We start from the raw sequence: 14,422 nt of genomic DNA, 5'->3' as shown, positions 1-14,422 counted from the left end.
AAGAAATACACTTTCAAATGCAATATAAGGATCATCTATTATTTTTTCAAGCGGTCCGAGAAACTACCCGGCTTTTAAAATGCGACACCGTCATGACCGTACATAGCGCCGCCGCAATCCGTACAGAACCGCAGCCAGTGCGGATAGCAGCACAGTGACTAAGAGTCCGTTACGCTTGATCCACTCCATCGTATTCGACTGCACGGAAACATGCGCTTCGGCAAGGCCCAATACCTTCGTGCCCGTCTGCACATTATTTTGTGTCAATAAATGCAACTGGAATCTCAACTCCTGCTCTCCGGACGATTGCGGTGTCACGCGCCAGCGCCAGCTTGATGCACCGTTGTAACCCGACAACGGTTCCTGCGGTCCCAGCCTGTCAATTTCAAAACCATCACCGACAACTTCAGCTTTCATGTTGGGCGATACGACACCGTTGATTCCTTGAATCCCGGTTCCTTCGGATGCCGTCGCGACAATCTCGTTGACAAACTTGGCCAGATGTTTCGTCTCCAGATTAAGTGTCACCTCAAAGCTTTCGTATTGCTTCGCAGTTGATGGAATCGTGATTGCGGTGCTATCCACCGGCAACTTCATGATCACCGGATTGGCGTGTTTTTTGGACATCAGCATATGCATCAGCGCATTGAACGAAAAAGGCACAATTAATAAAACCGCCAGCATGGCGATCGGCATGATCAGGTTGAAATTAAAACCAGATTCGGGTTCAGAGTTACGCATGATTTCTCCAGCAATGGGTTCATATTCAGGGGCAAATCATATCATTTTGTTGAGAAGGGAATAGAGTAAATCAGGCATCGCTGTTTCCGGAAAGTAACATGTGAAATTTCATTTCACTATCGCGGTGAATGTAACATTCCTACTAAATTCCATTAGCCATATTCCTTAAGTATCCTACGTGCTATTTTATAAGTAGGGCAAAGAAACTCCACAACCTCCCAAAATGCTTTCGAGTGATTCATTTCGATCAAATGCGCCAATTCGTGCACGACAACATAATCCACCAAATGCAGTGGTAGTTGGATCAGGCGCCAGTTGAGGCTGATGATGCCGCGGCTGTTGCAGCTACCCCAGCGGGTTTTGGCTTGGGAGAGGCGGAAGGGCGGAGTGGGGACTGCCAATTTCGGTGCATAAAGTTCGATGCGCTGCTGGAAGCAGGTAATGGCTTGCTGTTGATACCAGCTCATCACGAAGATTTCGATTTGGCGGGGTGTGAGTTCGATGGCGAGCGGTTGCGGTAATTCCTGGCCGGATGATCGCGCCATGGCGATTTCTCCTGAAGGTTTCAATGTGATATGCCACGGTTCGCCGAGCAGCGGATAGACGGCATCCAATGACCAGTCAAGCACCAAGCTTTTTTTGTCCTGCCATTGCGCGAGCTTCTTCGTGATCCATCCGGCTTTTTGCTGCAAAACGCTATCGATATGGGCCAGTGGCGTGTGCAACGGCGCGCTGATGCGCAGGCCATGCTGGCTGATTTGCAGGCCGATCGATCGGCGCCGGCTGCGTGTTAGGGTATAGCTGATGGTTTGACCGTTGAGCGTGGCGGTTTGTGTCGGCACGGCTAGGATTGTTGTGAGCTGTTCCGGCTGATGCGCAGCATTTCAGTCTCGATCCAGGTTTCAACCTGCGCGTTCAGTTCACCGGCTTCCATGCCGGTGGGATCGATCGGCTGACCGATGCTGACGGTGATCGTGCCGGGATGTTTGATGAAAGAATTTCTGCCCCAGAATTCCCCGGCGTTATGCGCGACCGGCACCACCGGCACGTTGGTATGCGTCGCCAGCCACGCGCCGCCGATGCGGTATTTACCGCGCTGTCCCGGCGGAATGCGCGTGCCTTCCGGGAACACCACGATCCAAAAGCCTAGTTTGAGCCGGTCTTTGCCTTGTTCGACGATTTGTTCCAAGGCTTTTTTCTTGGTGCTGCGGTCGATCGCGATCGGGCTGGTCATCGCCAAGCCCCAACCGAAAAACGGGATGCGCAACAGTTCTTTTTTCAACACCCACACTTGCGGCGGAAAGATTTCCTGAAACGCCAGCGTCTCCCACGCCGATTGGTGCTTGGAAAGCACGATGCTCGGGGTTTGCGGAATATTCTCCGCACCGATGATGCGGTAGCGCAAACCGCACAGGTTACGCAGCAGGAACAGCATGATGCGCGTCCAACTCGACGTCACGTGGTAGCGGTTATGCGGTGATAGCGGAAAGCACGCCAGCGTCAGCAGCGCATACGGCGGCGTGATGATGATTTGCAGCAGCATGTACAACGCTGAGCGGAAAAATGCCACGCTTATTCTTCTCCAACCAGTGCGCCGGCGACAGCCGCCAGATTGGCAAAAATCTGCGTATACGCGGGAATTTCCTTGGCCGCGCGCGTCGTTTCCCCGTTACCGGTCAGCACCAGCGCCGGTATCGCGCCAACTGCGGCGGCAGCCTGCAAATCCTTCAACGAATCGCCGACAACCGGAACATTTTTCAAATTAACACCGTAGCGCTGCATGATTTCGTCGAACAAACCGGTCGCCGGTTTGCGGCAATTGCATTTATCCGCGCTGGTATGCGGGCAGAAAAATATCGCATCGATACGCCCGCCCGCATGATTGACCGCTTTGTACATTTTGTCGTTGATGGCGTTATAAGTCGCCATGTCGAGCAAGCCGCGCCCGATGCCCGACTGATTGGTGGCAATCACCACGCGATACCCGGCATGTGTCAAGCGCGCAATCGCCTCCAGGCTACCGGGAATCGCAATCCATTCGTCCGGGGTTTTGATGAACGTGTCGCTGCTCTCGTTAATGACGCCGGTTTGGTCGAGGATGATCAGCTTCATATCAGGTGGCCAGCTTGGAAAGATCGGCGATACGGTTCATGATGCGATGCAACTGTGCCAATAACGCCAGCCGGTTATTACGCAGTTTTTCATCGTCGACATTCACCATGACATGATCGAAAAACGTATCGACCGGGGTTTTCAGCGTTGCCAGCAGTTGCAGCGAAGCAGTGTAATCGCCGGCGGCAAAGGCTTTCTCGGTTTTCGGCTGAATAGCTTGCAGCGCTTGATAAAGCGCCTGCTCATCGGTTTCCTGCAATAAACCGGGATCGACGGGATCGCCGATAGCGCCTTCGGATTTCTTGAGAATATTACCGACCCGCTTGTTAGCCGCCGCCAGACTGGTCGCTTCCGGCAATACGGCAAACGCCCGTACGGCGGCGAGCCGTTTCGGAGTATCGCTCAATTGCTGAGGATTCAGACTGAGTACAGCGTCGACTTCCTGGGCGGTGTAACCTTGCTCGCGCAAAGCGCCAAAAAGCCGCTCGAAAATAAATATCTGCAATTGCTCATCTAACCCCTCTGGAACTCGACGGATTACAGTAGCTCGCGCGCTACTCTGTTTCCCGGTATTCCATTTGTGGAAATATTGCGACCATTGATCTTCAATTACCGGGTCATAGACAATTTTGATGACTTGCTGGATTAACACATTCAGTTCAAGCGACAAGTTTTTCTCAATCAATATGCGAATAACGCCCAGCGCATGACGACGCAATGCGAACGGGTCTTTGTCACCAGTCGGAATTTCACCGATACCGAACATATTGACCAAAGTTTCTAGTTTGTCCGCCAGCGCTAGGCAAATGCCAACTTCATTGCGTGGCAATTCATCGCCGGCAAAGCGCGGTTTGTAATGATCTTCGATGGCAAACGCGACATCATCGCTTAAACCTTCATACTGCGCGTAATAGCGTCCCATGATACCTTGCAACTCAGGAAATTCACCGACCATGTCAGTCAGTAGATCCAACTTGGCTAACGTAGCAGCTTCAAAAGACTGATTACCCAGAGTATCCCCAGCCAATTGATGACCTATCGCAGTTGCGATGTTTCGAACATAAAACATGCGATTGCCCTGGGTACCCAACTTATTGTGATAAACCACCTTACCCAATTCCGGCAAGCGCGATGCCAGCGTTTTTTTGCGATCCTGATCAAAGAAAAACTTGGCGTCGGCCAAACGCGAGCGCACTACGCGTTCGTTACCGGCGATGACTTGCGCGGGATCGGCCGGGCGGATATTGGCAACCAGCAGGAATTTATTGGCAAGCTTTCCGTGTGCGTCGAGCAGCGGGAAGTATTTCTGGTTCGCTTTCATCGTCAGAATCAGGCATTCCTGTGGCACTTGCAGGAATTCGGCGTCGAATGTGCCAATCAGCACATTGGGATGCTCGACCAGCGCGGTGACTTCATCAAGCAGGGCATCGTCGTCAACCAGTGTCAAGTGCTCATGCGCCGCAGCGGCGGCAAGCTGGCGCGCGATTTCAGCGCGGCGCTCGGCAAAACCGGCGAGCACGGCACCTTCAGTTTGCAGTTGTTGCGCGTAACTATCGGCACTGTGCAGTACGATTGGGCTGACTTTGGCTTCAAAGCGATGCCCTTGCGTTTCGCGCCCGGCTTGCAGACCGAGTACACTTACTGGCACGACGTCGGCACCGTGCAGCGCCACCAGAGAATGCGCGGGACGGACAAAATTGACGCTGCTCCAGCCGTCGACTAACTGATATGTCATCACTTTCGGAATCGGCAATTGACTGATCGTTTCCTGCAAGGCTTTTTGCAGCCCGTCGGTCAACAGCGTGCCTTGCACCACGATATCCAAAAACAGGGTTTCTGTTTTACCGTCCAGCGCGCGTTTGAGTTGCAGCACTGCCGAAGCATCGGCGCCGAAGCTGGCGAGTTTTTTCAATAGCGGCGGTGTCGCCTGACCTGCGGCGTCCAGGCCGACTTTGACTGGCATCAGTTTTTGCGTAACCGCTTGATCGGCGGCTTGCGCCGCGACGTTGGCGATATGCACCGCCAACCGTCTGGGGGTAGCATACGGCGTGACGGTTGCATCGGGCGCGATCAAGCCTTGCGCTTTCAGGCTGGCGGCGAGTAATTCAGAGAAACTCGCGCCCAGTTGTTTCAACGATTTCGGCGGCAATTCCTCGACCAATAATTCAACCAGCAGATTTTTGGTCATGATGCAGCTTCCTGCATGTCCGGCATTTGCGCGACCCATTCGCGCGGTGCCATCGGGAACGGCGGATTGAGGTTCTTACGGCTGTCGTAATACGCTTTGGCGACTTGCCGCGACAGGTTGCGGATGCGGCCGATATACGCCGCGCGTTCGGTCACCGAAATGGCGCCGCGCGCATCGAGCAGATTGAAGGTATGTGCGGCTTTCAGCACTTGCTCGTAAGCCGGCAGCGCCAATTGTTTTTCGATCAGGCGATTGGCTTGTGCCTCATACTTACCGAATGCTAGAAACAGAAATTCGGTGTCGCTTTCTTCGAAGTTGTATTTCGACTGTTCGACTTCGTTCTGATGATACACATCGTGGTAGCGCAGCCCTTTAGTCCAAGTCAGGTCGAACACGCTTTCCACGCCCTGCAAATACATCGCCAGACGTTCCAGCCCGTAAGTGATCTCGCCGGTGATCGGTTTGCAGTCGATGCCGCCGACTTGCTGGAAATAGGTGAATTGCGTCACTTCCATGCCGTTCAGCCAGGTCTCCCAGCCCAATCCCCACGCGCCCAGCGTCGGATTTTCCCAATCGTCCTCGACCAGGCGCACGTCGTTTTGCGTCAGATCGAAACCCAGTTCGCGTAACGAATCCAGGTACAGATCCAGGATGTTTTTCGGCGCCGGTTTCAGCACCACTTGAAACTGGTAATAATGCTGCAAGCGGTTCGGGTTTTCACCATAGCGACCGTCTTTCGGCCGCCGCGACGGTTGCACATACGCCACTTTCCACGGTTCGGGGCCGATGGCGCGCAGAAAAGTGGCGGTGTGGCTGGTGCCCGCGCCGACTTCCATATCGTACGGTTGCAGAATCGCGCAGCCCTGTTTGGCCCAGTAGCGTTGCAGGGTGAAAATGATTTCCTGAAAAGTCAATGTCGGCATGAAGCGTCAAGTATTTGCATTAAATTAGAAACAGGCGGATTTTACCGGGTTTTCCATGCTGCGCGGAAGGTGGATAGCAATCCGATGCTTAAAAGTAGAACAGCCAATCCCAGCACCGGATGATTACCCACACGCACATACGGCGTTGCGCCGGTGAAACCTTGCGCCGATCCGTGCAACGCCGCGGTGGTGAAAATTTCGATGGTATCGAGCACGCGTCCGCGTTCGTCGATGATCGCGGTCACGCCGGTGTTGGTGGCGCGCAACATATAACGACCGGTTTCCAGCGCGCGCATTTGCGAAATCTGCAAGTGTTGCTGCGGCCCGATCGAGCGCCCGAACCAGGCATCGTTGCTGACATTGACCAGCATCGTCGCTTGCGGCAGTTGATGGATGATCTCTTCGCCGAACACGTCTTCGTAGCAAATATTGATCGCCACGCGCTGCCCGGCGATGGCCATCGGTTGTTGATCGAGTCCGCCCCGGGAGAAATCCGATAATGGGATTTGCAGCACCTGAATCACCCAGCCGAATAGCGGTTTAAACGGAATGTATTCACCGAACGGCACCAGATGATGCTTGCGGTAGCTTTGCTGCGGCGAGGAGCCGTAGCTGAACATGGTGTTGTAATACTCGTTACCGTCATAGCTGGTGCGCTCGGCCAGGCCGATCAACACATCACCGTTGTTTTGCTTGGCGTGCGCAGCCAAGTACGCCAAATACGACTGCGGCATGGCGTCACTGAATAGCGGAATGGAAATTTCCGGTGTCACGATCAAGCGGCTATCGCTTTCCAGTATCAGCTTGGCGTAAGTTTCCATGGTGCTTTCCAAGTGATCCTCGCGCCACTTCATATCCTGCGGGATATTACCCTGCAGCAAACTCACGCTGACTGGTTCTCCCGAGGGCTTGACCCAATCGATAAACTGCAAGCCATACCCGCCGCACCAAATCAGCAGCAAAGGCAAGCCGTAACGCCATTTTCCCAAACCTTTCTCAACCCAGAAAAAAAGCAGTGCGGCACTGAATATCAACAAAAGCGAAATGCCGTAAACGCCCACGACCGGCGCAAAACCCGCCAAGGGGCTGAAAGGCGCTTGCGAATAGCCTAACGCCAGCCACGGAAAACCGGTAAACAACGTGCCGCGCAACCATTCGGACAACATCCACAACGCCGCTGCAAGCGCTGCCCAGAGAAAAGGCGACGTCACACGAGACTTGGTCAGCAGCCAAAAACCCAGCGCCGGGAACAACGACAGGTAAGCGCAGAGAATAATCAGTGCAACCACGGCAATCGGCATCGGCATCGCGCCAAAATCGTGCAAACTGACATAGATCCACGTGACCCCGGCGCTAAACAGTCCCATGCCGAAACAAAATCCCAGCGCGGCGTTTTTGAACGCGCTTTGGCTTTTATGACAAAATGCCAGCAACAATGCCACGGTAACAACCGGCACCGGGAATAGATAGAATGGCGCAAAGCCGAGTACGGTCAGCATACCCAGCATAAAAACAACGGCCAGCTGCAAAAAAGGATTTTTCAATCGCGTCAACATTCGAGATGATGAAAGTGGAAAAAATTACTGCGCCCCGGAAATGACCGGAAGCAATCTGAAACTCCACTGAACTTTCATAATTCAATGATGTTCTCAGGATTTGCTTTATCATAAATTAACCGGTGCCATCTTGGCACGCGATTTTAATTCCACTGTCCGAGGTGACATTCCCTGCGACTTATGCTAAATAATTATTTATTCACTTTATTGGCGGTATAAAAGTAGAATATGCGCATTATGTCGCAGAGGATCCGGGACATTGCCGCATGAAAAGTGACTGAATACCGGATAATCTAATGAATCTTTCCGGATGTTGCGCAAAAGTTGCGCGTTTTTCTTATAGTTGAAAATCAATCGGATTTCTCATGAAATTTAAAATTCTATGCGTGTTATTGCTGTCCGGACTTACTGCCTGCGCGCAGCTTCCCTCGAACAAGGAGGCAGAAAAAAAGGGAGAATCCGCTGACCCAGAAGAAATCAGTCAACAAAATTTACCCAAGCAGGAGCTGACTGCGCCGATCCTGTTTGATTTTTTAGTCGGCGAAACCGCGTTGCAGCGCGGTAATTTGGATATCGCAGTCAACCGCTACGTCAAGCTGGCTAAAACGACACGCGATCCGCGCATCGCCAAGCGGGCGACCGAAATTTCGCTGCATGCAGGCAATCCTTTTGCGGCAGAACAAGCAGCCACGATGTGGGTTGAGCTTGAGCCTGAATCGGCTGATGCCCGGCAAACAATCGCCGCACTGCTGGTCAATCTTGGCAAGCTGGATGCCGCACGGCCTCATCTGGAAAAACTGCTGGCTTCGGAAAAAGAAGGGGTCGGCAATGCCTTTATGCAGCTCAACCAGTTGCTGGTGCGCAATCCGGATAAAGCGGCAACTTTGAAACTGATTCAACAGCTCTCGCGACCCTATAAGGATTTACCGGAAGTTCATTTCGCCATTTCCCAAGCGGCATGGTTTGCTAATCAACATCCGCTTGCTCAGGAAGAAATGCAGCGCGCCTTGGCGTTGCGTCCGGAATGGGAAATCGCCGCCGTTCATAACGGCAGAATATTGCAGCGCAATTCCGTTGATAAAGCAAGCGAATTTTACCGCGACTACCTGGATAAATACCCGGCATCCAATGAAGTGCGAGTCGCTTATACCCGGCTGTTGATCGGCGCCGGTGAAACCGCCCAAGCGCGTGAGCAAATACAATGGCTATTGGATAAAAATTCCGAAGACGCCGAAATCATGCTGGCAGCGGGACTATTGGCCACGGAAATGGGCGATTTCGCTACCACCGAAACCAGTTTTAAAAAAGCGCTGGCGCTGGGATATAAAGACACCAATGCGGTGAACTTTCATTTGGCGCAGATTTACGAAGAAACCAACCGCCCCGATTTGGCCATGGAAACATACCAGCTGGTCAAAAGCGGAGGGCGTTATTTACCCGCGCAAATCCGCTATGCGGACTTACTGGCGCTCAAAGGCCATTTGCAAGAAGCACGCGAACATCTGAAAAAACTTCCCGCCGCGAACGATCAGCAGACGGCGCATTTGATTTTGGCGGAAGCGCAGATTTTACGCAGATCCAAAGCGCATCAAGAAGTTTTTGATTTGCTCAACGACGGCCTGAATAAACTACCCGATTATCCCGAGCTGCTTTATGATCGCGCCTTGGCAGCCGACAAGCTGGGCAAATTTAAAATCCTGGAACAGGATTTGCGCAAACTGATCAAGCTCAAACCGGACAATGCGCACGCCTATAATGCGCTGGGTTACAGCTTCGCCGAGCGCGGCACGCACTTGCCGGAAGCATTGAAACTGATCAGAAAAGCCGTTGAGCTTTCGCCGGAAGATCCCTATATCATGGACAGTTTGGGTTGGGTATACTACCGTATGGGAAATTTCACCGAAGGTCTGAATTTCCTGAATCTGGCTTTTGCCGCCCGCCCCGATCCGGAAATTGCCGCACACTTGGGCGAAGTGCTTTGGGTGAAAGGTGCAAAAGACGATGCCAAGAATATCTGGCGCTCCGCTTTGGAAAAAGATCCGAGCAATGAAATCTTGCTGGAAACATTGCAACGGCTGACAAAAAAGAAAGTAATTGATTAAGCCCAACCCGTTTTCATCGGCGCCGGCACATTTTCAAATATCGTCAAGCAGTGCGTAATGTATCTCTGTGAGCCTGTCAATCAACAATTAAAATGCTAAATACTTCTCCTGCGCTGGAATTTAAAAGCAGTACCTTTTTCGCGCCCATCCTGATTCTTTTTACCAACGACCTCGCAGCAATTGAACAGACGCTGCACGAAAAAATCAATCTGGCGCCGGAGTTTTTCAAAGATTCCCCGTTGATTATCGATCTGCGTGAATTGAACAAACAAAATCTGGATTTGGATTTTTCCCAGGTCATACAGCTGTTGCGCAGAGTAAACTTTTTTCCGGTCGGCATCCGCGGCGGCAACGAAAATCAGAATCAACAGGCACGCGCGTTATTCATTCCGATCGATACGGTACGCGAGCAAGGCAACACCCTCATGATCGGCACGGAAGCAGCCAAACAGGAAACGGCCCCGCAACCGGCCGCACAACCGGAAACTGCCGCGGCCAAGGAATCTGCCCGGCCGGTTCCGATTCCGCCGGTTTCCGCAGCGGCAACTTTGGTCACGCAGCCGATCCGCTCCGGGCAGCGTATTTACGCATCCGGCGACTTGATCATTTTATCGCAGGTCAGCGCAGGTGCGGAAATTATGGCTGAAGGCAATATACACGTCTATAATACGCTCAGAGGGCGCGCACTGGCGGGTGTGCACGGCAACACAGCCGCCCGGATATTTTGTTTCGATTTACAGGCGGAGCTCATTTCTATCGCCGGTGATTATAAAACCAGCGAAGACTTGAACAAGCAAACGTACAAAAATCCCGTGCAGATCTATTTGCAGAATCATGCATTGATCATTAAAGAGATTGCATAAGACCAAACAGCAAAGGAGACTCAATTGGCAAGAATTATAGTCGTGACATCGGGCAAGGGCGGCGTTGGTAAAACAACCACAAGCGCTGCGATTGCCATGGGGCTGGCGAAAAAAGGACACAAAACAGCGGTCATCGATTTTGATGTGGGCTTGCGGAACCTGGATTTGATTCTCGGCTGCGAACGCCGGGTGGTCTATGATTTCATCAATGTCATCAATGGCGAAGCCAGTCTCAATCAAGCACTCATCCGCGATAAGAACTGCAATTTGCTGTACATCCTGCCCGCCTCGCAAACACGCGATAAAGATGCGCTGACGCAGGAAGGCGTCGGTAAGGTTTTAGAGGAATTATCCAAGGATTTTGAATATATTGTGTGCGATTCCCCCGCGGGTATCGAGAAAGGCGCGAATCTGGCGCTTTATTTCGCCGATGACGCCTTTGTCGTCACCAATCCGGAAATTTCCTCAGTGCGCGACTCGGACCGCATGCTGGGCATTCTATCCAGCAAATCACGCCGGGCGGAAAGAAATGAAGAACCCATCAAGGAATATTTGCTGCTGACCCGGTACGATCCCGATCGCGTCAAACTCGGCGAAATGCTCAGTCTGGAGGACGTGCAGGAAATCCTGTCGCTGGATTTATTAGGCATCATTCCCGAATCGAAATCGGTCCTGTCCTCATCGAACGCAGGCATGCCGGTCATTCTGGATGAAAAGAGCGAAGCCGGTCAGGCATACGCCGATATCGTTGCCCGTTACCTGGGAGAAAAACTGCCGCATCGCTTTATCGATAGTAAACAAGGGTTTCTCAGAAGGCTCTTCGGAGGAAAAAAATGAGTTTACTGGACTATTTCAGATCATCCAAACCTAAAACCGCTCCGCTGGCCAAAGAGCGCTTACAAATTCTGGTTGCGCACGAGCGCAAATTCCGCAATCAGCCTTCCTATTTGCCGCAGTTGCAAAAAGAATTGCTCGAAGTAATCCGCAAGTACGTCAATGTCGATCAGGATGCGATTTCGGTTAATTTTGAGCAAGACGATAATCAGGAAACGCTGGAGCTCAATATCGTGCTGCCCGATTATCAACAGACCAATAAGCCGATCAACAGCTAAAATAAGCACGCTTCATAACCATTGGTAATTGCGCAATTGATATCAGCCCGTTTTTATAGTGGATTACCGGCAAACAGATGCGGGCTCCGATCATGCAAAGTCGTTCTGGGAATCCTGCTCAGTTGCATTTTTCCACTATTTTCCGGTTGCCAGTTATTACCCGTTCAAACGCAACCCGAAGCGGCCATCACTACCGTTCAGACCGAGCCTGTTGCGGGCGCGCACAACGCAGTCGCTGCCGATTTCAATATCCTCGGCAGAATCGCCATTCAGGATGACAATCAAAGTTTCACTGGCAGTTTCCGCTGGCAGCATCTGGCCGCCAGCGATGAAATTTTGTTATTCACCCCGCTCGGTCAAGCAGTTGCGGAGATTTACAAAGATCATAAAGGTGTGCGCTTGATCACCTCGAAAATGGAAGCGTTTTACGCCGACAATGTCGAAAGCCTGACAGAAGAAATTCTCGGCTGGCGCCTGCCGCTCAACGGTTTGCAATTTTGGATACAAGGCCTGCATTCGCCGGCGAATGCAGCACAAAAGGATTTCGATAACAAAAATCAGCTGGTGGCGATCCGGCAAGATGGTTGGCACATTCACTATCAGGATTTTGCGGCAGCACAGCCAAACGCCGCACCCCTTCCGCGAGTGCTCAATTTGATGTATCAAAAGCTGAAAATCCGCCTGGTTGTCGACGATTGGAAAGTAGTCGAATAACTGTCTTCGCTTAATAGCTTAACCGCTCAATTCTATGGTCACTTTTCCCGCTCCTGCAAAACTGAATCTTTTTTTACATGTCGTAGGCCGCAGACCGGATGGTTATCATTTATTGCAAACCGTTTTCCGCTTTATCGATTTTTCCGATCAGATCGGTTTTGAAGTACGCGACGATGGCGTCATCAAGCTGCATAATCCGATTACCGGTGTGCCGGAAGAAAAAGACTTATGCGTCCGCGCCGCCAAACTGTTACAGCAAAGAACCGCAACGATACAGGGTGCCGACATCTTTTTGCAAAAACAAATCCCGATGGGTGGGGGTTTAGGCGGCGGAAGCTCGGATGCCGCAACCACATTGCTGGCGCTGAATCACTTGTGGCAGGTCAATTTAAACCGCGAGCAATTGCTTGAATTAGGGCTTCAGCTGGGCGCCGATGTGCCGGTATTTGTTTTCGGACAAAATGCCTTCGCCCAAGGAGTCGGTGAAAAACTCGCCGCCATCGAGCTGCCACCGGCCTGGTATTTGGTTCTTGTACCACCAGCACAAGTATCGACTGCAGAAATTTTTGCCAGCAAGGAATTGACACGCAACACGATACCCATCACAATACCGCCCTTTTCTGTCTGGCAAGGACATAATGATTTAGAATTAGTCGTTTGCCAGGCCTATCCGGAAGTAGCGAGGTGCTTGGAGTGGCTAAAGCGGCTGGAAAATACTACAATAGCGGCGATGAGCGGTTCAGGGGCTTGTGTATTTGCTGAATTTGCCACGGAACAGGCAGCACGCGCAGCTTTCGAACGAATTCCAACGGATATGAAAGGTTTTGTGGCAAAAGGATTGGATTGCCATCCGATGCACACACTATTAAATTAAAGATTTAGGGGAGTCGCCAAGTGGTAAGGCACCGGATTTTGATTCCGGCATTCGTAGGTTCGATCCCTACCTCCCCTGCCAGTACTTGGCAGCAACTCCATACAGGAGCTAATTCCATTCATTCTTGCCAGAATCAATGGATATGAAATTTGACGAAGCTGTTATCACCATAAGCAGCTTATTTAACAAAAACCCGTTCTTCCCTTTTTCCAGCTAGTTAGCGCAAAGAAATAACATGGCTTATGACAGTTTGATGGTCTTTACCGGAACTGCCAACCCCAAATTGGCTGAGGATGCTGTCAAGCATCTCAATATTCATTTGGGACGCGCGACTGTCGGGCGCTTCAGCGATGGCGAAGTGATGGTGGAAATCCTTGAGAATGTGCGCGGCAAGGATGTGTTTGTATTGCAATCCACTTGCGCCCCCACCAATGACAGTCTGATGGAAATACTGGTCATGGTGGATGCATTGAAGCGCGCTTCGGCGAGCCGCATCACCGCTGCGATCCCCTATTTCGGCTATGCGCGCCAGGATAGAAGACCGCGTTCGGCGCGTGTGCCGATTACCGCCAAAGTAGTCGCCAACATGCTGATAACGGTGGGTATAGACCGGCTGCTGACGATGGATTTGCACTCGGATCAAATTCAAGGTTTCTTCGATATCCCGGTGGACAATATTTACGGCATGCCGATTTTGCTCGGCGATATCTGGAAACATAATTACCAGAATCTCATCGTGGTATCGCCCGATGTCGGCGGCGTGGTACGGGCGCGGCATTTGGCCAAGCGGCTGGAATGCGATCTGGCCATCATCGATAAACGCCGCCCCAAACCCAACGAAGCCAAAGTCATGAACATCATCGGCGAAGTCAAAGACCGCACTTGCGTGATCATCGACGACATGGTGGATACCGCCAACACCTTATGCCAGGCGGCAAACGCACTAAAAGAGCACGGCGCAAAAGCGGTCATCGCTTATTCCACGCATGCGGTATTATCCGGCAATGCCGTGGAGCGCATCCAAAACTCGGCTTTGGATAAACTGGTGGTCACGGATACGATACCCTTGCGCGCGGATGCGCTGGTGTGTAATCGCATTTGCCAGCTGAGCATAGCCAATCTGCTGGCGGAAACCATGTTGCGCATCAGCAATGAAAGCTCGCTGAGCTCGTTATTCATGGAATAAATTACGTTTTTTTAACCGGTTTGTTTGGTCGCGAACAAACCATCACTGAGG

14 protein-coding genes and 1 tRNA gene are annotated in these 14,422 nt (G+C 51.8%); 8 read left to right on the top strand and 7 right to left on the bottom strand.

All coding sequences use genetic code 11. The features are described from left to right. Positions 1 to 90: 90 nt before the first annotated feature. From HRU78_00310 to lnt, 7 genes are all read right to left on the bottom strand, one after another. The gene (locus HRU78_00310; GenBank protein QOJ22276.1) at positions 91 to 741 is read right to left on the bottom strand and encodes a hypothetical protein; all 651 of its coding nucleotides are present in this window, start codon (positions 739 to 741) and stop codon (positions 91 to 93) included. A 152-nt stretch (positions 742 to 893) separates the two neighbouring features. Further along, the gene (locus HRU78_00305) at positions 894 to 1,583 is read right to left on the bottom strand and encodes a M48 family metallopeptidase (GenBank protein QOJ22275.1); all 690 of its coding nucleotides are present in this window, start codon (positions 1,581 to 1,583) and stop codon (positions 894 to 896) included. A 2-nt stretch (positions 1,584 to 1,585) separates the two neighbouring features. Further along, positions 1,586 to 2,311, bottom strand: a complete 726-nt coding sequence (locus HRU78_00300) for a 1-acyl-sn-glycerol-3-phosphate acyltransferase (GenBank protein ID QOJ22274.1) — start codon at positions 2,309 to 2,311, stop codon at positions 1,586 to 1,588. Positions 2,312 to 2,313: 2 nt separating this feature from the next. Continuing rightward, a complete protein-coding gene (gene gmhB / locus HRU78_00295; protein ID QOJ22273.1) occupies positions 2,314 to 2,853 on the bottom strand; it encodes a D-glycero-beta-D-manno-heptose 1,7-bisphosphate 7-phosphatase in 540 nt (179 codons plus the stop codon). Between the two features lies 1 nt (position 2,854). Continuing rightward, positions 2,855 to 5,041, bottom strand: a complete 2,187-nt coding sequence (locus HRU78_00290; protein ID QOJ22272.1) for a glycine--tRNA ligase subunit beta — start codon at positions 5,039 to 5,041, stop codon at positions 2,855 to 2,857. After that, entirely contained in the window at positions 5,038 to 5,964 is a 927-nt protein-coding gene (gene glyQ / locus HRU78_00285; protein QOJ22271.1) for a glycine--tRNA ligase subunit alpha, read from the bottom strand. The genes HRU78_00290 and glyQ overlap by 4 nt, the downstream gene beginning before the upstream one ends. A gap of 41 nt (positions 5,965 to 6,005) precedes the next feature. Continuing rightward, entirely contained in the window at positions 6,006 to 7,520 is a 1,515-nt protein-coding gene (lnt, locus tag HRU78_00280) for an apolipoprotein N-acyltransferase (protein QOJ22270.1), read from the bottom strand. 365 nt (positions 7,521 to 7,885) lie between these two features. Here lnt and HRU78_00275 point away from each other — a divergent pair, with 365 nt between their 5' ends. From HRU78_00275 to HRU78_00240, 8 genes are all read left to right on the top strand, one after another. After that, a complete protein-coding gene (locus HRU78_00275) occupies positions 7,886 to 9,622 on the top strand; it encodes a tetratricopeptide repeat protein (protein ID QOJ22269.1) in 1,737 nt (578 codons plus the stop codon). Between the two features lie 92 nt (positions 9,623 to 9,714). Continuing rightward, complete coding sequence (gene minC, locus HRU78_00270) at positions 9,715 to 10,485, top strand: septum site-determining protein MinC (GenBank protein ID QOJ22268.1); 771 nt, start codon at positions 9,715 to 9,717, stop codon at positions 10,483 to 10,485. Between the two features lie 24 nt (positions 10,486 to 10,509). Beyond that, the gene (gene minD, locus HRU78_00265; GenBank protein QOJ22267.1) at positions 10,510 to 11,322 is read left to right on the top strand and encodes a septum site-determining protein MinD; all 813 of its coding nucleotides are present in this window, start codon (positions 10,510 to 10,512) and stop codon (positions 11,320 to 11,322) included. After that, complete coding sequence (minE, locus tag HRU78_00260) at positions 11,319 to 11,597, top strand: cell division topological specificity factor MinE (GenBank protein ID QOJ22266.1); 279 nt, start codon at positions 11,319 to 11,321, stop codon at positions 11,595 to 11,597. The genes minD and minE overlap by 4 nt, the downstream gene beginning before the upstream one ends. 21 nt (positions 11,598 to 11,618) lie before the next feature. Then, positions 11,619 to 12,311, top strand: a complete 693-nt coding sequence (lolB, locus tag HRU78_00255) for an outer membrane lipoprotein LolB (protein QOJ22265.1) — start codon at positions 11,619 to 11,621, stop codon at positions 12,309 to 12,311. Positions 12,312 to 12,345: 34 nt separating this feature from the next. After that, positions 12,346 to 13,185, top strand: a complete 840-nt coding sequence (ispE, locus tag HRU78_00250) for a 4-(cytidine 5'-diphospho)-2-C-methyl-D-erythritol kinase (protein QOJ22264.1) — start codon at positions 12,346 to 12,348, stop codon at positions 13,183 to 13,185. Between the two features lie 6 nt (positions 13,186 to 13,191). Beyond that, a tRNA-Gln gene (locus HRU78_00245) sits at positions 13,192 to 13,266 on the top strand. Positions 13,267 to 13,420: 154 nt separating this feature from the next. Continuing rightward, complete coding sequence (locus HRU78_00240) at positions 13,421 to 14,371, top strand: ribose-phosphate pyrophosphokinase (protein QOJ22263.1); 951 nt, start codon at positions 13,421 to 13,423, stop codon at positions 14,369 to 14,371. Positions 14,372 to 14,422: the final 51 nt, after the last annotated feature.

This window comes from Gammaproteobacteria bacterium, from assembly GCA_015709635.1.
Lineage (GTDB): Bacteria > Pseudomonadota > Gammaproteobacteria > Burkholderiales > Nitrosomonadaceae > Nitrosomonas.
The sequence above is the reverse complement of the archived record's forward strand: the minus strand, read 5'-3'. Positions and strand labels throughout refer to the sequence as shown.